The following is a 20,048-nucleotide window of genomic DNA, read 5'->3' as shown; positions in this document are numbered from 1 at the left end:
AAATCCCCGGTAGGAGCGAACTTGTTCGCGAGTCGTTGGCACAGACGATAGATAGCGTCTACCAGCCGAGGCGCTTCGCGAACAAGTTCGCTCCTACCCAGACTGTGAGTCATTAGAAAGGACACCTCCCCATGCGCGTCTGGATCGATGCCGACGCTTGCCCCAAGGCAGCAAAAGAGCAGGTCATCAAGTTCGCGCTCAAGCGTCAATTCGAGGTGGTGCTGGTGGCCGGGCAGAGTCAGATCAAGCCCACGTACACCCTGGTCAAACTGATCGTGGTGCCCAGCGGCCCTGATGCTGCGGACGATTATCTGGTTGAGCACGCCGTACCCGGCGAGTTGGTGATTTGCAGCGATGTGCCGCTCGCCGATCGTCTGGTCAAGAAGGGCGTCGCTGCGCTGGACCCCCGTGGCAAAGAGTTCGACACACAAAACATGGGCGACCGGCTCGCCGTGCGCAACCTGTTCACCGACCTGCGCGACCAAGGGCAAATGGGCGGTGGTCAGCCGCCTTACGGCGACCGTGAAAAACAGGCGTTCGCCAACTCCCTGGACCGGATTCTCACGCGGCTTACTCGCTAGGCATCGCAGCCTAAAACGGTGCGTTCGCGCCTCAGAATGAATCACTCTGCACAGTCTGATCCTGAATCGTCAGCTTAAAGTGTGCAGAGTGAACAGCGCGCGATATCGCCTCTGCCTACTTTTTTCCACTTCGCAATGTTGTTCGGAAACGGCCTGGTTATTGCTCTTGCACCAGCCTGCCGTTGAGTCCGATCCCCAACCTTGTCGATGTGGAGAAAAACGATATGAGTTCACCCAGCGAATTTCCCTTGAGCGAAGCCCCGCGTGAAGGACGCAAGGGGCTGCTGTCGATTTCCATGGTGCTGTTCAGTTTCACCTTCTTCACCGGCACCATGTTTGCGGGTGGCAAGTTGGGCATGGCGTTCAACTTTGTCGACATGCTGTGGATCGCCGCCATCGGTAACAGCCTGTTGGCAATCTATGCCGCGGCGCTGGCCTTCATCGCCTCGCGCAGTGGTTTGAACACGGTACTGATGGGGCGCTTCTGTTTCGGCGAAGCGGGCAGTCGGCTGTCCGATGTGCTGCTTGGTTTCGCCGAGCTGGGCTGGTACGCGTGGGGCACCGCGACGGTGGCCATTGTGCTGGTGAAGATGCTCGGCTTGGCTGAAGGCTTCACTACGCCATTGATGATCTTGTTCGGTCTGGGCTTCAGTATCACGGCGATCATCGGCTACAAAGGGCTGGACGTACTGTCGCGTGTGTCGGTGCCGCTCATGTTCGTGCTGCTGGTCATCTCCATGTACATCGCCACCCGCGATGTCGGCGGTTTTCAGGGGCTTGCGGCGGTTATTCCCAACGAAACCATGACGCTTTCAGCGGCCATCACCATGGTCTTCGGGACGTTCGCCAGTGGCGCAACTCAGGCCACTAACTGGACACGTCTGTCACGCAGCGGACGCGTGGCCGTGACTGCCAGCGTTGTTGCGTTTCTGTTGGGCAACGGCTTGATGGTTGTCGCTGGCGCGTGGTGTGCGATGGTTTATCAGCAGGCCGACATCGTAGAAGTGATGATGCTTCAAGGCCTGTCCTTCGCCGCAGTGATCATGCTTTGCCTGAACCTGTGGACCATTCAGGGGCCGACCATCTACAACGTTTCGGCGGCGGCCTGCCACCTGTTGCGTAGCGAGCGGCGTCGCACCATGACATTGATCGCGGCGGCGGTCGGTATCGTCCTGGCCATCGGCGGTATGTACGAGATGCTGATTCCCTTTCTGGTGCTGCTGGGTTCGATCATCCCGCCCATTGGCGGCGTGATCATGGCGGATTTCTGGTACCGCCATCACGGCAAATACCCTGCGTTGGCCAGCGTTACCTTGCCACGCTACAACCTGCTGGGGCTGTCGTCTTATGCCATTGGCGCGGCGCTGGCGTACTTCTCGCCCTGGATTGCGCCGTTGGTGGGGATCGCCGCATCGGCCATCTGCTACATCGTGCTGCTTGAAGTGACAGGCAAGCGCAGCAGGGTCGCTGGCGTGCAGGAGGAGCTTTGAGCCTGACCGTTGAAGAAATTCTCCAGCTCCCCGGGCTGGAGGAAATGGCCGTGCGTGCAGGTTCAGCCAACCTGCATCGCAGCGTGCGCTGGTCGTATGTTGCCGAGAACGAAGGTATTGCCGACTGGATCATGGGCGGTGAGCTGGTTTTCATCACCGGCATCAATTGCCAGCGCGATGAAGCCAATCTCCTGCGCATGGTGCAGGAGGGCGATGCCAGTGGCATCGCCGGGCTGGTGATTCTGACCGGGGATGCCTATATCCAGCAGATCCCTCAGTCCGTGATCGCGCTGGCAGAGCGATGCGGTTTGCCGCTGATCGAGCAACCGTATCTGTTGAAGATGGTCATCGTTACCCACCTGATCGGCACAGCGCTGGTGCAGATGGCGCAGACCAAGCGCTCGCGCCACGACATCCTCGGCCAGTTGCTCAGCGGTGATTACCCAAGCCTGAGTATCGCCAGGCAAAGGGCTGCACATTTACGCCTGCCACTGGAGGTGCCTCGACGTCTGGTCGCGTTGCGCCTGTCGGCGGTGAGCGTGCTGTTCGACAGCCACGCGCCGGAGGCTGCGGAACGGTTGCTGCAGCAAACCCGGCAGGCAGTACTCGACCATCTCGACGCCTGGAATCGCACCTTACCGGACGCCTTGCCGGTCATCGTCCAGGGCGACTTGTTCATTCTGTTGTTGCCCAGGCTTGAAGCGATTCGCAGTGAGCTGGCGCGGCTGTATCGCGAGCTCGCCTCGGTGCTGGGCGACATGGCGTTGTTCATGGGGCTGGCCAATCCAGTCGAAGACTGCGGGCAGTACCGTCAGGCGCTGAATGAGGCTCGCCAGGCGCTGGACGTCGCCGAACACTTGCGACCCGCCAGCGGCCTTTGCGATTTCAGCGAGCTGGGCGTGTTGCGCCTGCTCCAGGCGGTTACTGACCGCTCGATTATCGACAGCTTCGTCAGACAGATCCTCGGGCCGCTGATCGAGACCAACCGCAAGCAACCCCACAGCCTGATTGAAACACTGGACGCCTTGCTCCAGGAAAACAGCAACGGACTCAAGGCCGCTCAGCGTCTTGGCATCCATCGAAATACCATCAATCAACGTATTCAGCGTATCGAGCAGCTCAGCGGACAAGCCCTCGACGACGCTAATTTTCGAATGAACGCTTCGGTTGCGCTGCTGGTATGGCGCATGTCCGAGGCTCAGCGACAGGAATAGTCATGAACATCATCAATGCCACATTGCGTAAAACCCAAGGGCTGCACACCGTCACCTGGGAAAACGGCTGCATCACAGCCATCACCGCTCAGGCCGAAAACGTGCAGCCTGCTTCAGATGATATCGATGCTCGCGGCCAATTGGTCATTGCGCCACTGGTGGAGCCGCACATCCACCTGGACGCAACGCTGACCGCCGGTGAGCCTGAGTGGAACATGAGCGGGACCCTGTTCGAAGGTATCGAGCGCTGGGCTCAACGCAAGGAAACCATTACTCACGAAGACACCAAGCAACGCGCCCATACCACCATCCGCATGTTGGCCGAGCATGGCATCCAGCATGTTCGAACCCATATCGATGTCACCGACCCGACGTTGGGCGCGCTCAAGGCAATGCTTGAAGTGCGTGAAGAAGCCCGCCATCTGATAGATCTGCAGATCGTTGCCTTTCCTCAGGAGGGCATCGAATCCTACGAAAGCGGGCGTGAATTGATGACCCGTGCCGTGGAAATGGGCGCGGACGTGGTCGGCGGTATCCCGCACTTTGAAAACACCCGCGAGCAGGGCGTCAGCTCAATCAAGTTCCTCATGGACTTGGCCGAGCGAACCGGTTGTCTGGTGGACGTGCATTGCGACGAGACCGACGACCCTAATTCGCGCTTTCTCGAAGTGCTGGCTGAAGAAGCGCGGGTGCGTGGCATGGGCAGCCGGGTAACGGCCAGCCACACCACGGCCATGGGCTCTTATGACAATGCGTACTGCTCAAAGCTGTTCCGGCTGCTGAAAAGGTCGGGCATCAACTTCGTTTCCTGCCCGACCGAGAGTATTCACCTGCAAGGCCGCTTCGACACTTACCCCAAGCGCCGCGGCCTGACGCGCGTCGCTGAGCTGGACCGTGCCGGGATGAACGTGTGCTTTGGTCAGGATTCGATCAAGGATCCGTGGTATCCGCTGGGCAACGGCAACATCCTGCGCATACTGGATGCCGGTTTGCACATCTGCCACATGATGGGCTTCGAGGATCTGGCTCGCAGTCTGGATCTGGTCACCGACAACAGCGCCAGAACCCTTAACCTGGGCGAGCGCTACGGCATCGCAGTAGGCCGTCCGGCGAATCTGGTCATCCTTGATGCCGAGAGCGATTACGAAGCAGTGCGCCGTCAGGCCAAGGCGCGAGTGTCAGTCAGAGGCGGAAAGGTGTTGATGACACGAGTGCCGGAGCGGGTGGAGTTCAGTTAAGGGGCACGTAAATCGTCCTGCCGGAGCGCGAACGCTGAATGAACTGATGACGTGGGACCGGCTTTAGCCGGGAAGAGGCCGGGACAGACGCTGAATCTTTCTCAGCAGAAATACCGCTTTCCCGGCTAAAGCCGGTCCCACGTCATCTTGCGCCTAAACACAGAGTCTCCTACAGGATCGTGTCCCGAAATGGGTCCTTGAGCGGTCGGGTTTTTACTCACTTCTCGTGCGTCAACTCCAGCACCCGGTCCACCAGCTTGTTGATCCCGGCGGCCGCCTCGCCGATGGTTTTAGCAACCATATAGGCAGGCGTACTGACCAGTTTGCGGGCTTTATCTTCTACGATATCGGTCACTTCGCACTCTTGGTGTTCACCCTTCATCAGCGTGATGGCCTGTGCGGTTTCAGCATCGTTGCCGATGGTGCAGGTCACGCCCGGTCCGTAGATTTTGGCCGCCAGCGCAGGACTGATGCAGATCAGCCCGACCGGCTTGCCCGCTTCAGCGAATGCTTCGGCCAATGCCAGGACCTCAGCCTGTACCTTGCAGTCAGCGCCGGCGGTGGCAAAGTCAGAAAGGTTCTTGGCAGCGCCGAACCCGCCAGGGATGATCAGTGCATCAAACTCTGTAACGTCAGCCTCACGAATATCCTCAATGGCGCCGCGGGCGATGCGCGCCGACTCCACCAGCACATTGCGAGTCTCCGGCATTTCTTCGCCGGTCAGGTGGTTAACCACATGGTGCTGTGTGATGTTTGGCGCAAAGCACTGCACCGCCGCGCCACGTTGATCAAGGCGCAGCAGGGTGAGCACGCTCTCATGAATTTCCGCGCCGTCATAGACGCCACAGCCGGACAAAATCACGGCGACTTTCTTTTGCATGATCATTCTCCCTATTGAGCGCAGCGGTCTGCTCAAGACTTTTACCTAGTCTTGGGACAAGCGTCTGCGATGGGGATTCAATCGGATGTACTGCGTCCTGAAACTGCGCTGTCTCGCGGCAAACGATTGTCTGGTATCAACAAAATGCAATCGTTCGAATTGGAATGTATTCCTGTAGGAGCGCACGAGCACCGCGAGGCCGCGATAGCGGTATATCAGACAGGACGCCATCGCTGTCTCGCGGTGCTCGTGAGCTACAGAAAAGCATTCCAATGGGACGTGGGGAGGGCGTTACAGACGAGCGCAATACCGGGGCATTGCGCTCGTGTTGGACCTATTGGTCGGCGTGTTTCTTGTTGTCGGCAGGCACATCAACGGTGACTTCAGCCGGAACGTGGTTGACGACACTGGCATCAGCCTCGGCTGCCGCTGCTGCAGCCGTTGAGGCTGCGGCTGCTTCCTCTCTGGCAATACGCGCGTTCTTGAAACGACGACGCAACCAGAGGGCGAACCCGAGCACCAGCAGTGCGCCGAGTACCCACAACTCATACTTCTTGATGTTGCCCAGCATGCCTTCAAGCACTGCGCCGAAGTGATAAGCCGCATAACCCAGCGCAGCGGCCCAGACAGCCGCACCGATACCGTTGAGGACCAGATAGCGCAGTGGCGGGTAGCCCGACAGGCCAATCGCCACAGGCATGACCGTTCGCAAGCCGTAGACAAAGCGAAAGCTCAACACCCAGAGATCCGGGTGCTTGCGCACATGCGCCAGCGCTTTATCGCCCATGAGCTGCCAGCGCGGCTTGCGCGCCAGGATTTTGCGGCCGTGCTTGCGCCCCATGTAGTACCAGAGCTGGTCCCCGGCATAGCTTCCGAAGAACGCTACGACCACAACCAGTTTGATGTCCATGTATTCACGGAACGCCAGAAATCCAGCGAGAACCAGAATGGTCTCGCCTTCAAAGAAGGTGCCGATGAAGAGGGCGAAGTAGCCAAATTCGTGCAAGAAATTCTGGAGCATTGTCTGGATGCTGGCGAAATGAACGCGCAGCCTAACTCGGCCAAGCCATTCAGGAAAGTGTGCAAATGTGTCTCGACGTTAATCTTTCCTACAAGGACAATGGCAAATGCCTCTACTGCGGCCCCGAGTCGCACGTGGCCCATGACTGTCACACATTAGTCATAATGGCCGCTTATAACTGTCACGCTTGCCCGTGTACGCGGGCTCAGGAGTCTCGCCGTGAGCTTTACCCCCGCCAACCGCCTTTTTCCTCTCACCCGCCTGCGTCGCAACCGCCGCGACGATTTCTCTCGTCGTCTGGTGCGTGAAAACGTCGTAACTGTCGATGATCTGATTCTCCCCGTATTTGTACTTGATGGTGAAAACCGTCGTGAAGAAGTGGCTTCGATGCCTGGCGTAGAGCGCTTGAGTATCGATCTGCTGCTGGAAGAGGCGCAAAAGTGGGTCGCGCTGGGCATCCCGGCCCTGGCGTTGTTCCCTGTGACCCCGGTCGAGAAGAAAACCCTGGATGGCGCTGAAGCCTGGAATCCCGACGGTATTGCTCAGCGCGCTACCCGCGCGTTGCGTGACCGCTTCCCGGAGTTGGGCGTCATCACTGACGTGGCACTTGATCCGTTCACGACCCATGGTCAGGACGGGATTCTCGACGAAGAAGGCTATGTGCAGAACGACATCACCGTCGATGCGCTGGTCAAGCAAGCGTTGTCCCATGCCGATGCGGGTGCGCAGGTTGTAGCACCTTCCGACATGATGGACGGTCGAATTCAGGCCATTCGCGAAGCACTGGAGCTGGCTGGACACGTCAACGTGCGGATCATGGCTTACTCTGCCAAGTACGCCAGCGCCTACTACGGGCCATTCCGCGATGCGGTAGGTTCGGCGTTGAACCTGGGCAAGGCGAACAAGGCGTCCTACCAGATGGACCCGGCCAACAGCAATGAAGCGTTGCATGAAGTGGCCGCCGACCTGGCTGAAGGTGCGGACATGGTCATGGTCAAACCGGGCATGCCTTATCTGGACATCCTTCACCGGGTCAAGGATGAGTTCAAAGTGCCGACATTTGTTTATCAGGTCAGCGGCGAGTACGCGATGCACATGGCGGCCATACAGAATGGCTGGCTCAGCGAAGGCGTCATTCTTGAATCGCTCACCGCTTTCAAACGCGCAGGAGCTGACGGCATCCTCACTTATTTCGCCGTCCGCGCTGCAGAACTGTTAAAAGGGCAATAGCCGTACAGGAACATTCATGAATACCGAAGGACTTACCGAAGCTGCTGTTGAAGTCAACGATCAGGAAGTTCTGACTGTGGTCGAGCCAAGCGTCGAGGTCATACCCGCAATTGTCGAGACGCCTCCGGTGCCAGCGATTGTCGTGCCAAACCTGGACGACAGCAGTCTGTACATCCACCGGGAGCTGTCGCAGCTCAAGTTCAACATTCGCGTGTTGGAACAGGCACTGGATGAGTCCTATCCGTTGTTGGAGCGGCTCAAGTTCCTGCTGATCTTTTCCAGCAACCTCGATGAGTTCTTCGAAATTCGTGTCGCCGGTCTGAAAAAGCAGATCACCTTCGCCCGCGAACAAGCCGGTGCCGATGGTCTGCAGCCGCATCAGGCCCTGGCCCGCATCAGTGAGCTGGTGCATGGCCACGTTGATCGCCAATACGCGATCCTCAATGACATTCTGCTGCCTGAGCTTGAAAAGCATCAGGTGCGCTTCATCCGTCGTCGGCACTGGACGGCCAAGCTCAAAGCCTGGGTTCGTCGTTATTTCCGTGACGAAATTGCGCCGATCATCACCCCGATCGGCCTTGACCCGACTCACCCGTTCCCGCTGCTGGTCAACAAGAGCCTGAACTTCATCGTCGAACTTGAAGGCATCGATGCCTTTGGTCGTGACTCCGGTCTGGCGATTATTCCAGCTCCGCGTCTGTTGCCACGTGTGATCAAGGTGCCGGAAGAGATCAGTGGTCCTGGGGATAACTTCGTCTTCCTGTCATCAATGATCCACGCCCACGCGGACGATTTGTTCCAGGGCATGAAGGTTAAAGGCTGCTATCAGTTCCGCCTGACCCGTAACGCCGACCTGGCGCTTGACTCCGAAGACGTGGAAGACCTTGCCCGTGCGCTGCGTGGTGAATTGTTCTCCCGTCGCTATGGCGATGCGGTCCGTCTGGAAGTGGCCGACACTTGTCCAAAGCATCTGTCGGACTATCTGCTCAAGCAGTTCAACCTGTCCGAGTCCGAGTTGTATCAGGTCAATGGCCCGGTCAACCTGACGCGTCTGTTCAGCATCACCGGTCTGGACAGCCATCCGGAACTGCAATACCAGCCGTTCACCCCGGCCATTCCGAAGTTGCTGCAAAACAGCGAGAACATCTTCAACGTGATCAGCAAGCAGGACATTCTGCTGCTGCACCCGTTCGAGTCGTTCACTCCGGTGGTCGATCTACTGCGTCAGGCTGCCAAGGACCCTCACGTTCTGGCCGTACGTCAAACGCTGTATCGCAGCGGTGCCAACTCGGAAATCGTCGATGCGTTGGTCGACGCGGCCCGTAACGGCAAAGAAGTCACTGCGGTGATCGAGTTGCGTGCGCGCTTTGACGAAGAGTCCAACCTGCAACTGGCCAGCCGCCTGCAGGCTGCGGGTGCAGTTGTGATCTACGGCGTGGTTGGCTTCAAGACCCACGCCAAGATGATGCTGATCCTGCGTCGCGAGGCGGGCGAGATTGTCCGTTACGCGCATTTGGGTACCGGTAACTACCACGCCGGCAACGCTCGCCTGTACACCGACTACAGCTTGCTGACCTCCGACGACGCCTTGTGCGAAGACGTTGGCAAACTGTTCAGTCAGTTGATTGGTATGGGTAAAACCCTGCGCATGAAGAAGCTGCTGCACGCGCCGTTTACGCTGAAGAAGGGCATGCTCGACATGATTGCCCGGGAAACGCAGTTTGCGGTGGACGGTAAACCGGCGCACATCATTGCCAAGTTCAACTCGCTGACTGATCCAAAAATCATTCGGGCGTTATACAAGGCCAGTCAGTCTGGCGTGCGCATTGATCTGGTCGTGCGTGGCATGTGCTGCCTGCGGCCAGGCATTCCGGGCGTGTCTCACAATATTCATGTGCGCTCGATCATCGGCCGCTTCCTGGAGCACACGCGGGTGTTCTACTTCCTCAATGGCGGCGACGAGCAGATGTATCTGTCGAGCGCCGACTGGATGGAGCGAAACCTCGACAAGCGCGTCGAGACTTGCTTCCCGGTAGAGGGTAAAAAGTTAATCCTGCGAGTGAAGAAAGAGCTCGAGCTTTATCTGACCGACAACACTCACAGCTGGCTCTTGCAGCCAGATGGCACCTACGTGCGAAGCACTCCGACCGGAAACCAGAATGCTCGCAATGTTCAGGCGGCCCTGCTGGAGCGCCTGAGCAATCCAGTCCTCAGCGTACGCTGAGGACGATACCGACCCGGGTCAGCCACTCCGCTTCCAAGGCGAAGTCGGCCTGGGTCAGTTGGTTGTTTTCCAGCCAGCCCTTCGGGAATACCACATCAAGATTGTTGCCGTTGGCGGTGAGAACCGGCTGCGGCATTTCCTGCGTGCCACGAATGTGGTGGAACAGGATCGCGAAGCGCAACAGCACGCACAGACGAATCAGCTTATCGCCCTCTGCGCCGAACTCGGCGAACTTGTCCTTGGGAATGTTACGGCGGTGGCCACGCACCAGCAGCGCGAGCATTTGCTGATCTTCGCGTGAGAACCCGGAAAGATCGGAGTGCTCGATCAGGTAGGCGCCGTGCTTGTGGTAGTGATAGTGAGCGATATCCAGGCCGACTTCATGAACCTTGGCTGCCCAACTGAGCAGTTCCCGGTAACTGTCATCCTCCAGGTCCCAGGCGTGAGCGACCTGCTCAAGCGCATGCAGAGCCTTTCGCTCGACACGGGCGGCTTGTTCCAGGTCAACGTGATAACGCTCCATCAGCGAGCTTAGCGTGCGCTCACGGACGTCTTCATGATGATGACGGCCCATCAGGTCGTACAGCACACCTTCACGCAGCGCACCTTCGCAGTGATCCATGCGTTGCAGTTCCAGAGCGTCGAAAATCGCTTCGAGAATGGCCAGGCCTGCCGGGAAGATAGAGCGGCGATCCGGCTTGATGCCGTCGAAGTCGATCTTGTCTACGTCGCCCAGCTTGAACAGCTTGCGCTTGAGCCATGCCAGGCCGTCAGCATTCACTTCACCCGAGCCCTGGCCGTTGGCCTTGAGGGCCAGACCGATGGCGCGAATAGTGCCCGACGAGCCGATGGCCTCATCCCACTTAAGGCGATGCAGAGCATGCTCGATGCTCATGATTTCCAGGCGCGCAGCGGTATAAGCCTGTGCATAACGTGCCGGGGTGATCTTGCCATCCTTGAAGTAGCGCTGGGTAAAGCTTACGCAGCCCATTTGCAGGCTTTCGCGCAGCAGCGGTTCAAAACGCTGGCCAATGATGAACTCGGTACTGCCACCGCCGATGTCTGCCACCAGACGTTTGCCGGGGGTATCAGCCAGAGTGTGTGATACCCCGAGATAAATCAGGCGGGCTTCTTCACGGCCTGAAATCACTTCCACCGGGTGGCCGAGAATTTCTTCGGCGCGGATGATGAATTCATTACGGTTGCGCGCTTCACGCAGGGCGTTGGTACCCACGATACGCACCGCACCCAGCGGCAGACCGTTGATCAACTGCGCAAAACGCTTGAGGCAGTCGAGGCCGCGCTGCATGGACTCTTCGTTGAGTTTGCGCTCTTCGTTGATGCCAGCCGCCAGTTGAACCTTCTCTCCAAGGCGCTCCAGGATGCGGATATCACCCGAGTTGGCTTGGGCTACCACCATGTGGAAGCTGTTCGAGCCCAGGTCAATGGCAGCGATCAGGGAAAGATTCTTGGCTTTGGATTGCGGCATGATCAGAAAATCTCGGTCGATAACCGCGCCATCGTGCCACGATCCATGGCTGCCGCCAACGCGAAGCTTTGAAGCTGGCGCTTGGCCTTCAATGTCGATGGTCTGGATCAGTTAGTTGGTGGATATGTTGGAGCTGGGCTTGCCCGCGATAAGAGCACCATCATATTCGGACATTGTGGTGTTCTTATCGCGAGCAAGCTCGGCTCCCACAAACGGTCAAACCGGCAAGCTGGTCGTGGATTTAATCTCCGACAGAGCCACCGTCGAATTCACTTCCTGAATCCCCGGCACCAGCGAGAGCTTTTCAAAGAAGAACCGCTCATACGCTTCAATGTCCGGCGTCACGATGCGCAGCAGGAAGTCCACCGAGCCCATCAGCACGTAGCATTCCAGTACTTCCGGGAAGCCGCGAATGGCCTCGGTGAATTCAGTGAAGTTCGAGCGGCCGTGAGCATTGAGCTTTATCTCGGCGAAGATCTGCGTGTTGAGGCCGATTTTCTTGCGATCCAGCAGCGAAACCTGACGACGGATGACGCCTTCATCCTTGAGCCGCTGAATCCTGCGCCAGCAAGGCGATTGGGACAATCCCACCTGTTCAGCGATTTGCGCGCTGGACAGCGACGCGTCCTCCTGAAGCAGTGCAAGAATCTTGCGATCGTAGGTGTCCAACTCGGTTTGCATAATTATTTCCCGCTGTGGAGATATGGCGCATTAACAAGTCTTATCAAGACTAAATCAACCAATGATGGATCAGACATTTCTTTTCGAGCATGCAAGAATTTCTTCCAGTCATTTAAACCCTCTAAGTCGCTGAGGCTCACATGCCCAACCTCGAAGCCGTTACCTCCCAGCCACAACGTCCGGATACCTGGTCCGCTGACAATGCCCACTGCTGCGCGCGCTATCAGATTCTGGTCGAGGCTGAGGCCGATTCACTGTGCCGAGTGCTGAACCTGTTTGCGATGCAGTACCTGATCCCTCATCAGGTCAACGTTCTGCAGCAGGACGACGTATTGGGTATCGACGTTGAGATCGCTAATCTGACGTGGCACCGGGCGCAGGTCATTGCGCAAAAAATGCGCAGCCTGATCAATGTCTGCTCAGTGGAATTGGAACAATTGGCTCAGCCGCACGTCTCAAACTCAACGGTTTCCCTCGCCGTCGGTTGAGCCCAGCAGAAAAAAGACGTAACTCATGTGTACGCATATGCCGAAATAACTGACACGCTGGGGACTACGCTTGGTTCGTTTGAGCCCAACTGTCCAAAGGAATCCGCATGTCAGTTCACGCCTCATCATCACAGGACCGTTGGCTGGATCTGAATGATCTGCTGCGCGATCTGGTCGCCCAAGGGTTTATTGATCAGAGCAGTGCTGAGGATGCACTGACCCAGCGCCGCGGTGCCGCGAACCTGCAACTGCACCCTCTCGAATTTATCGCCGTGCAACAACTCGACGACCTTAAGCGGCCCGGGCGCAAGCTGGATCTGGAGACGCTTACCGCGTGGCTCGCTGCGCAAAGCGGGCAGCCTTATCTGCGCATCGACCCGCTGAAGATCAAGGTCGCTTCGGTCACGCCATTGATGTCTTACGCCTTTGCTCAACGCCACAAGATTCTGGCGGTGGAGGTAGATCGCGACTCCGTGACCATCGCCAGCGCGCAGCCCTATGTGCGCGGTTGGGAGGCTGACCTGGCCCATGTGCTGAAACTGCCAATCCGGCGTGTAGTGGCCAATCCGGTTGATATTCAGCGGTTGGCGGTGGAGTTCTATCGACTGGCCAAATCGGTCAGTGGTGCTGCCGCGACGGATCAGAAAATCAGCGGCATGGGCAACTTTGAACAATTGCTCAAGCTTGGGGCCAGTGATCAGGAGCCCGACGCCAACGATGCTCACATCGTCAATATCGTTGATTGGTTGTTCCAGTACGCGTTTCAGCAGCGAGCCAGTGATATTCATATTGAACCGCGACGAGAGCAGGGCACGGTGCGCTTTCGTATTGATGGCGTGCTGCACAACGTCTACCAATTTCCTGCGCAAGTGACCATGGCCATCGTCAGTCGCCTGAAAAGCCTGGGCCGCATGAACGTCGCCGAAAAGCGCAAGCCGCAGGACGGCCGCGTTAAAACCAGTACCCCTGACGGCGGGGAGGTTGAGCTGCGGCTTTCAACACTGCCAACGGCTTTCGGGGAAAAAATGGTCATGCGGATCTTCGATCCGGATGTACTGCTGAAAAACTTCGACCAGCTCGGGTTTTCCAGCGATGACCTGCGTCGCTGGGAAGGCATGACCCGTCAACCCAACGGCATCATCCTGGTCACCGGGCCCACCGGCTCCGGCAAGACCACCACGCTTTACACCACGCTCAAGATGCTCGCGACCCCTGAGGTCAACCTGTGCACCATCGAAGATCCTATCGAGATGGTTGAGCCTGCATTCAACCAGATGCAGGTTCAGCACAATATCGACCTGACGTTTGCCAGCGGGATACGCGCGCTGATGCGGCAGGACCCGGACATCATCATGATCGGCGAGATTCGCGATCTGGAAACTGCCGAAATGGCGATCCAGGCTGCGCTCACGGGCCACTTGGTACTTTCCACGCTGCACACCAACGATGCACCGAGTGCGATCAGCCGGATGCTGGAACTCGGCGTACCGCATTATTTGCTCAAGGCAACGATTCTCGGGGTCATGGCGCAGCGGCTGGTGCGAACTTTGTGTCCGCACTGCAAGGCACCGGTGCAACTGGATGAGAGCGACTGGCAGAGTTTGACTCGCCCGTGGCAAGCGCCAGTGCCCGCCGGAGCGCACCGAGCAGTAGGTTGCGTGGAGTGCCGCGATACCGGTTACCGCGGCCGCGCAGGCGTTTACGAGATCATGCTGATGTCCGATGGCGTTCAGGGTTTGATCAGTGCTGACCTGGACCTTACGGCGATGCGCCGCCAGGCGTTCAAGGAAGGGATGCGCAGCTTGCGTTTGTCCGGCGCCCAGAAAGTCTCGGCAGGGCTGACTACGCTTGAAGAAGTACTGCGCGTGACGCCGCAGAGCGAGCAGCGCTGAGGTTGGCTGGAATGCGCTTCCATTGGGCGGATCTCCGACGTGGGACCGGCTTTAGCCGGGAATAGGCCGATACTGCCGCTGCATCTATGTCGCCTGGCAGATAGCTTTCCCGGCTAAAGCCGGTCCCACGTCAGCGATTCGCATGCAGGCAAACATAAATCCCGCTCAGAAAATCACTCACATCCTGAACCAATATTCCTTTGAATCATTGGCTTTATGTGGCCGAAGTCTGACTAAATAGCGCCCTGGTAGACGTTCGTAACCAACAGGGAAATGTTATGCAACTGGGCAGTGTGGTTTTACTCTTCGTTGCGCTGGCGATCGCCATCGTATTCATGGGCTTCAAGGTTGTGCCGCAGGGCTATCAGTGGACGGTCGAGCGCTTTGGCCGCTACACCACCACCCTCAAGCCGGGCCTGAATATCATTGTGCCGGTGATGGACCGCATCGGGCGCAAGATCAATGTCATGGAAAGCGTGCTCGACATTCCGCCTCAGGAAGTCATCACGGCTGACAACGCGACAGTGCAAATCGACGCTGTGTGTTTCTTCCAGGTCGTGAACACCGCACAGGCGGCTTACGAGGTGAACAACCTCGAACACGCCATTCGCAATCTGCTGCAAACCAACATTCGTACCGTACTCGGCTCCATGGAGCTGGATGCGATGCTCAGTCAGCGGGACAACATCAACGAACGGCTACTGCGCACCGTGGATGAAGCGACTGCCCCTTGGGGCATCAAGATCACCCGTATCGAAATCAAGGACATCAGCCCGCCAGCTGACCTGATGGCCGCCATGTCCGGGCAGATGAAAGCCGAGCGGATCAAGCGTGCGCAAATCCTTGAAGCTGAAGGCCTGCGGGCAGCGGCGATCCTGACCGCTGAAGGCAAGAAGCAGGCGCAGATTCTGGAAGCTGAAGGTGGCCGTCAGGCGGCGTTCCTGGAGTCTGAAGCGCGTGAACGTCAGGCCGAAGCTGAAGCGCGGGCCACTCAGGTGGTGTCCGAGGCCATTGCCAGCGGCAACGTTCAAGCGGTCAATTACTTCGTCGCACAAAAATATATTGATGCATTGGGCAAGCTGGCTTCAGCCAACAACAGCAAAGTCATCCTGATGCCTCTGGAGGCCAGTCAGGTAATCGGCGCGGTTGGCGGCATTGGCGAGATCGTTAAAGCCACTTTCGACAGCAAGAAGGTCTGAGGCGGGTTCTATGGAATACCTGCAAAATCTGTCGTTCTGGGACTGGCTGGGGCTGGGCACCGTGCTGTTGATCCTCGAGGTGTTCGGCGCAGGTGGCTATCTGTTGTGGATGGGAGTCGCAGCCGCAGCGGTCGGCGTGCTGACGTTTATCATTCCTGATATGCACTGGACGCTGCAGTTCCTGCTGTTTGCGGTGATCTCGGTACTGACGGCAGTGTATTGGTGGCGCCGCCAGCGTACGGTTAACCGGCCTTCGGATCAGCCCGGTTTGAACATGCGCGGTCAGGAGCTGATCGGTCGCGTGTTTATCGTCCAGAACGCGATTGTCGACGGTCGCGGCAAGATCAAGGTCGGTGACAGCGTCTGGCTGGTGAATGGTCCGGATGTGGCGGTCGGCAGTCAGGTGCGGGTTATCGGGCAGGATGGGGCGATATTGCGCGTTGAGGCGCTGGGCGATCAGGCCTAAGCCTTGCCATTCCTTGTGGGAGCTGAGCTTGCTCGCGATAAGGCTGGACGCAATGTCCCTGAGATATGCGTCTTCCCTATCGCGAGCAAGCTCGGCTCCCACATGGAACTACCGCATCCCTCCAGACATCCAACTGTTTCAGAACAATCACTGTTGGAGTACCTCATCATGCGTCTCAAGCTCGCTGTCGCCACGTTTGCTCTGCTCTCTCTCCCGGTTGGTTCAGCAATGGCTGACGCTGGGTTCTGGCGTGATGTTATTTCCTCTGGCGCCACTACCGGCTCCACTTACCTGACTTTCAAGGATCACAAACTGATCGTTGCCGCTCAAGACGACGCCGGCAGTTTCGTTGCCAGCGACGGTGGCATCCGTGGTCCTTTCCTGGAAGCTGCTATCCAGCAGGTTCGCAGCGAAAACCCAGGCCTGAATGCTTCGGACATGGACTTGGCTAACGCCATCCTGGCCAAGAATCTGGTTGCTGAAAACCAGTAATTCCGGAATAAAAAAATGCCGCTCAATGAGCGGCATTTTTTATGGCTGGCTGTTTGGCTTATTCGCCGATAGCGGCCTTGTAGCCTGCAGCGTCCAGCAGTTTTGCCAGATCAGCATCGGCGGCACTTGGCTTGATCTTGAAGATCCACGCGCCGTAAGGGTCATTGTTCAATGATTCCGGAGCGTCGCCCAGCGATTCATTGACTGCAACCACTTCGCCGGCAATCGGCGAGTAGATGTCGGAAGCGGCCTTCACCGATTCAACAACACCTGCAGTATCGGCCGCAGCGAAGACTTTGCCAATTTCCGGCAGCTCGACGAACACAACGTCACCCAGCGCTTCCTGAGCGTGGTCAGAAATACCCACGACAATTAGATCACCTTCTTTCTTTGCCCATTCGTGGCTTTCAGCAAAACGCAGTTCGGCGGGGATATTGCTCATTTAGTCATCCTCAACATCGGGTCAGCGGTAAACCCGCCAGGAAAATTCAGATCAGGGCTTTGCCATGACGTACAAACGCAGGCTTGACCACGCGAACCGGGTACCATTTGCCGCGAATTTCGACTTCGGCACGGTCAGCAGTGGCCATAGGCACACGTGCCAAGGCAATCGACTTGCTTAGCGTAGGAGAGAAACTACCACTGGTGATCTCTCCTTCGCCAATTTCTGCGATGCGAACCACTTGATGGGCCCGCAAAACGCCGCGCTCTTCCAGTACCAGCCCCACCAGTTTCGAGCCAATACCCCGAGCGCGCTCGGCCTCCAGAGCCGCTCTGCCAATGAACTTGCGGGAGGCAGGCTCCCAGGCGATGGTCCAGGCCATATTGGCTACCAGCGGCGTGACTTGCTCGTCGATGTCCTGGCCGTAGAGGTTCATCCCGGCCTCAAGTCGCAAGGTATCCCGTGCGCCAAGACCAATCGGGGAAATGCCAGCGCCCACCAGATCGTTGAAGAAGCCAGGCGCTTGTTCAGACGGCAGAATGATTTCCAGGCCATCTTCGCCGGTATAGCCGGTACGTGCGATAAACCAGCGGTCGTCTTCGCGTCCCTCAAATGGCTTGAGCTGACGAATAAGTTCGGCGCGGGATGCAGTGACCAGCTCGGCAATTCTGGCTCGGGCGTGGGGCCCCTGGATAGCCAGCATCGACAGGTCATTACGCTTGTTCAGTTGCACATCGAAGTCGTTCAGATGCACGAACATCCAGGCGAGATCTTTGTCGCCAGTGGCCGCGTTGACCACCAGCCGGTAACCGCTGTCAGTGAGGTAGACGATCATGTCGTCGATGACCCCGCCGTCGTTGTCGAGCATCGCACTGTATAACGCTTGCCCCACATCTTTCAGGCGCTCGACATCATTGGCGAGTAAATACTGCAGCCAGGTTTTTGCCTGACTACCGGTCACATCAATCACATGCATGTGCGAGACGTCGAACACACCGCAATCGCGGCGCACCTGATGGTGCTCCTCGACCTGCGATCCATAATGCAACGGCATGTCCCAACCACCAAAATCGACCATCTTCGCGCCCAGGGCGAGATGCAGGTCAAAAAGCGGCGTGCGCTGTCCCATGGGTTTCTCCTTCCGGGCGTGGCGAAGGTGTGGACAGGCAAAACGCTGACATGCCCCCTTGAATTGGGGTTTGGAGCAGATAGCAACATGTCGAACAGTCTGACAGACCACACCGATTGCGGCGCATTGTAGCCGCAAGCCTCTAGACCCGCACCTAACGAAATTGGCGCGCGGAGCGTCGGATTAAACCGATAACCGGCAACAAGCCGACAAGGACAAGGGTCAGGGCGGGAAGAGCGGCGCGGGCCCACTCGCCTTCGCTGGTCATCTCGAAGATGCGCACCGCCAGCGTTTCCCAGCCGAACGGGCGCATCAGCAGGGTGGCGGGCATTTCCTTGAGCACATCGACGAAGACCAGCAACGCTGCGCTCAGAGCGCCAGGCACCAGCAGCGGGAGATACACCTTGAAAAACAATCGTGGCCCACTGACACCCAAACTGCGTGCTGCTTCCGGAAGCGAAGGGCGGATGCGCGACAGGCTGTTTTCCAATGGTCCGTAGGCCACGGCAATGAAGCGCACCAGATAAGCCAACAGCAGCGCTGCCAGGCTGCCCAGCAGCAAAGGCTTGCCTGCGCCACCCAGCCAGCTGGAAACCGGAATCACCAGCACACGATCCAGATAACTGAACGCCAGCATGATTGACACAGCCAGCACCGAACCTGGCAGTGCATAGCCCAGATTAGCCAGGCCAACCCCGGAGTTGATCGCCGGAGTCGGGGCCAGACGTCGGGCGAACGCCAACACCAGTGCCACGCTCACGGTAATCAGCGCGGCGATGCTGCCCAGATACAAGGTGTGCAGGATCAGCCCGGTATAACGTTCATCCAGATCGAAGCGCCCGCGTTGCCAGACCCAGACGATGAGTTGCAGCAGCGGGACCGCAAAGGCGCAGAGGAACACCAGTCCACACCAGAAGCTGGCGGCGGCGGCCTTGAGTCCGCGCAAGTGGTAAAGCGCCTTGACCCGAGGTCGCTCATTGGTCGCCCGACTGGCACCTCTGGCTCGGCGCTCGCCGTAGAGCACGATCATCACCGCCAGCAGCAACAGGCTGGCCAGTTGCGCAGCGCTGGAGAGGCTGAAAAAGCCGTACCAGGTTTTATAAATGGCAGTGGTGAAGGTATCGAAGTTGAACACCGAAACCGCGCCGAAATCGGCAAGGGTTTCCATCAGTGCCAACGCCACACCTGCACCAATGGCTGGACGTGCCATGGGCAATGCAACGCGCCAGAACGCTTGCCACGGCGTTTGGCCGAGCACTCTCGCAGCCTCCATCAAACCTTTGCCCTGGGCAAGAAAAGCGGTACGTGCGAGCAGATACACGTAGGGGTAAAACACCAGCACCAGTACGATGATCACGCCGCCGGTGGAGCGGACCCTTGGCAGTCGCAACCCGGTGCCGAACCAATCGCGCAGCAGTGTCTGTACGGGACCTGCAAAATCCAGCAGGCCGACAAATACAAACGCCAGCACATAAGCGGGAATCGCAAACGGCAGCATCAACGCCCAATCCAGCCAGCGTCGACCGGGGAATTCACACAGGCTGGTGAGCCACGCCAGGCTGACGCCCAGCAGTGTGACGCCAACGCCCACACCCAGAATCAGGGTCAGGGTGTTGCCCAGCAGGCGGGGCATCTGGGTTTCCCACAAGTGTGACCAGATCTGCATGTCGATGGTTTGCCAGGACAGCAGCAGAACGCTGAGCGGCAGCAGCACCAATGCAGCGATGGCGAAGACCAGCGGGTACCAGCGGCGTTGAGCGGGATGGGCCAAGAGGGCTCTCTATGGAGAAATCAGGCTTTCAGAGACTCATGTGGGAGCAGAGCTTGCTCGCGATATCAGCGACGCTGTCTATCTGATACCGCAGTGCCCTTATCGCGAGCAAGCTCTGCTC

The 20,048-nt window shown here is 58.0% G+C and carries 18 protein-coding genes; 11 read left to right on the top strand and 7 right to left on the bottom strand.

All coding sequences use genetic code 11. From position 1 onward, the window contains the following. The first annotated feature begins 131 nt into the window (after positions 1-131). The 4 genes from AUC60_RS20750 to codA all read left to right on the top strand — a co-directional run bounded on the left by AUC60_RS20750 (position 132) and on the right by codA (position 4,523). Positions 132-581, top strand: a complete 450-nt coding sequence (locus AUC60_RS20750; protein ID WP_027902767.1) for a YaiI/YqxD family protein — start codon at positions 132-134, stop codon at positions 579-581. A 224-nt stretch (positions 582-805) separates the two neighbouring features. After that, a complete protein-coding gene (gene codB / locus AUC60_RS20745) occupies positions 806-2,071 on the top strand; it encodes a cytosine permease (RefSeq protein WP_087272007.1) in 1,266 nt (421 codons plus the stop codon). After that, the gene (locus tag AUC60_RS20740) at positions 2,068-3,285 is read left to right on the top strand and encodes a PucR family transcriptional regulator (RefSeq protein WP_087272004.1); all 1,218 of its coding nucleotides are present in this window, start codon (positions 2,068-2,070) and stop codon (positions 3,283-3,285) included. The genes codB and AUC60_RS20740 overlap by 4 nt, the downstream gene beginning before the upstream one ends. A gap of 2 nt (positions 3,286-3,287) precedes the next feature. Then, positions 3,288-4,523 (top strand): cytosine deaminase, encoded by a 1,236-nt coding sequence (codA, locus tag AUC60_RS20735; RefSeq protein ID WP_087272001.1) that lies wholly within the window; start codon positions 3,288-3,290, stop codon positions 4,521-4,523. 217 nt (positions 4,524-4,740) lie between these two features. Here codA and elbB read toward each other — a convergent pair whose 3' ends face one another. After that, the gene (elbB, locus tag AUC60_RS20730) at positions 4,741-5,403 is read right to left on the bottom strand and encodes an isoprenoid biosynthesis glyoxalase ElbB (RefSeq protein WP_087271998.1); all 663 of its coding nucleotides are present in this window, start codon (positions 5,401-5,403) and stop codon (positions 4,741-4,743) included. 334 nt (positions 5,404-5,737) lie between these two features. Further along, positions 5,738-6,424, bottom strand: coding sequence for a DedA family protein (locus tag AUC60_RS20725; RefSeq protein ID WP_087271994.1), 687 nt, complete (start codon positions 6,422-6,424; stop codon positions 5,738-5,740). A 219-nt stretch (positions 6,425-6,643) separates the two neighbouring features. On the opposite strand from AUC60_RS20725, the gene hemB reads away from it, so the two are divergent. Then, entirely contained in the window at positions 6,644-7,654 is a 1,011-nt protein-coding gene (gene hemB, locus AUC60_RS20720) for a porphobilinogen synthase (RefSeq protein WP_087271991.1), read from the top strand. 16 nt (positions 7,655-7,670) lie between these two features. Next, on the top strand, positions 7,671-9,878 hold the full coding sequence (gene ppk1, locus AUC60_RS20715) for a polyphosphate kinase 1 (RefSeq protein WP_087271988.1): 2,208 nt from the start codon (positions 7,671-7,673) through the stop codon (positions 9,876-9,878). Here ppk1 and ppx read toward each other — a convergent pair. Continuing rightward, a complete protein-coding gene (gene ppx / locus AUC60_RS20710) occupies positions 9,865-11,367 on the bottom strand; it encodes an exopolyphosphatase (RefSeq protein WP_087271986.1) in 1,503 nt (500 codons plus the stop codon). The two genes, ppk1 and ppx, sit on opposite strands and share 14 nt — an antisense overlap. A 216-nt stretch (positions 11,368-11,583) precedes the next feature. Then, on the bottom strand, positions 11,584-12,048 hold the full coding sequence (locus tag AUC60_RS20705) for an Lrp/AsnC family transcriptional regulator (RefSeq protein WP_087271983.1): 465 nt from the start codon (positions 12,046-12,048) through the stop codon (positions 11,584-11,586). 140 nt (positions 12,049-12,188) lie between these two features. Between AUC60_RS20705 and AUC60_RS20700 the strand changes: the two genes are divergently transcribed. The 5 genes from AUC60_RS20700 (at position 12,189) to AUC60_RS20680 (ending at position 16,585) form a co-directional block, all read left to right on the top strand. Further along, entirely contained in the window at positions 12,189-12,536 is a 348-nt protein-coding gene (locus AUC60_RS20700; RefSeq protein WP_087271980.1) for a hypothetical protein, read from the top strand. Between the two features lie 107 nt (positions 12,537-12,643). Then, on the top strand, positions 12,644-14,428 hold the full coding sequence (gene tfpB, locus AUC60_RS20695) for a type IV pilus assembly ATPase TfpB (protein WP_087271977.1): 1,785 nt from the start codon (positions 12,644-12,646) through the stop codon (positions 14,426-14,428). Positions 14,429-14,706: 278 nt separating this feature from the next. Beyond that, complete coding sequence (locus tag AUC60_RS20690; RefSeq protein WP_087271974.1) at positions 14,707-15,627, top strand: SPFH domain-containing protein; 921 nt, start codon at positions 14,707-14,709, stop codon at positions 15,625-15,627. Between the two features lie 10 nt (positions 15,628-15,637). Further along, a complete protein-coding gene (locus AUC60_RS20685; protein WP_087271971.1) occupies positions 15,638-16,093 on the top strand; it encodes an NfeD family protein in 456 nt (151 codons plus the stop codon). Between the two features lie 168 nt (positions 16,094-16,261). Continuing rightward, entirely contained in the window at positions 16,262-16,585 is a 324-nt protein-coding gene (locus AUC60_RS20680) for a DUF2388 domain-containing protein (protein WP_027901291.1), read from the top strand. 58 nt (positions 16,586-16,643) lie between these two features. Here the strand turns inward: AUC60_RS20680 and gcvH are convergent, their stop codons facing one another. The 3 genes from gcvH to AUC60_RS20665 all read right to left on the bottom strand — a co-directional run bounded on the left by gcvH (position 16,644) and on the right by AUC60_RS20665 (position 19,927). Next, positions 16,644-17,027 (bottom strand): glycine cleavage system protein GcvH, encoded by a 384-nt coding sequence (gene gcvH, locus AUC60_RS20675; protein WP_087271968.1) that lies wholly within the window; start codon positions 17,025-17,027, stop codon positions 16,644-16,646. A 46-nt stretch (positions 17,028-17,073) separates the two neighbouring features. Beyond that, the gene (gene gcvT, locus AUC60_RS20670; RefSeq protein ID WP_087271966.1) at positions 17,074-18,156 is read right to left on the bottom strand and encodes a glycine cleavage system aminomethyltransferase GcvT; all 1,083 of its coding nucleotides are present in this window, start codon (positions 18,154-18,156) and stop codon (positions 17,074-17,076) included. Between the two features lie 154 nt (positions 18,157-18,310). Further along, positions 18,311-19,927 carry an ABC transporter permease gene (locus AUC60_RS20665; protein WP_087271963.1) on the bottom strand — a complete coding sequence of 539 codons (1,617 nt, stop codon included), beginning with the start codon at positions 19,925-19,927 and terminating at the stop codon, positions 18,311-18,313. Positions 19,928-20,048 lie beyond the last annotated feature (121 nt).

Source organism: Pseudomonas caspiana, from assembly GCF_002158995.1.
In the GTDB taxonomy this organism is placed as follows: Bacteria; Pseudomonadota; Gammaproteobacteria; order Pseudomonadales; family Pseudomonadaceae; genus Aquipseudomonas; species Aquipseudomonas caspiana.
This window is presented reverse-complemented; position numbering and strand designations above follow the sequence as displayed.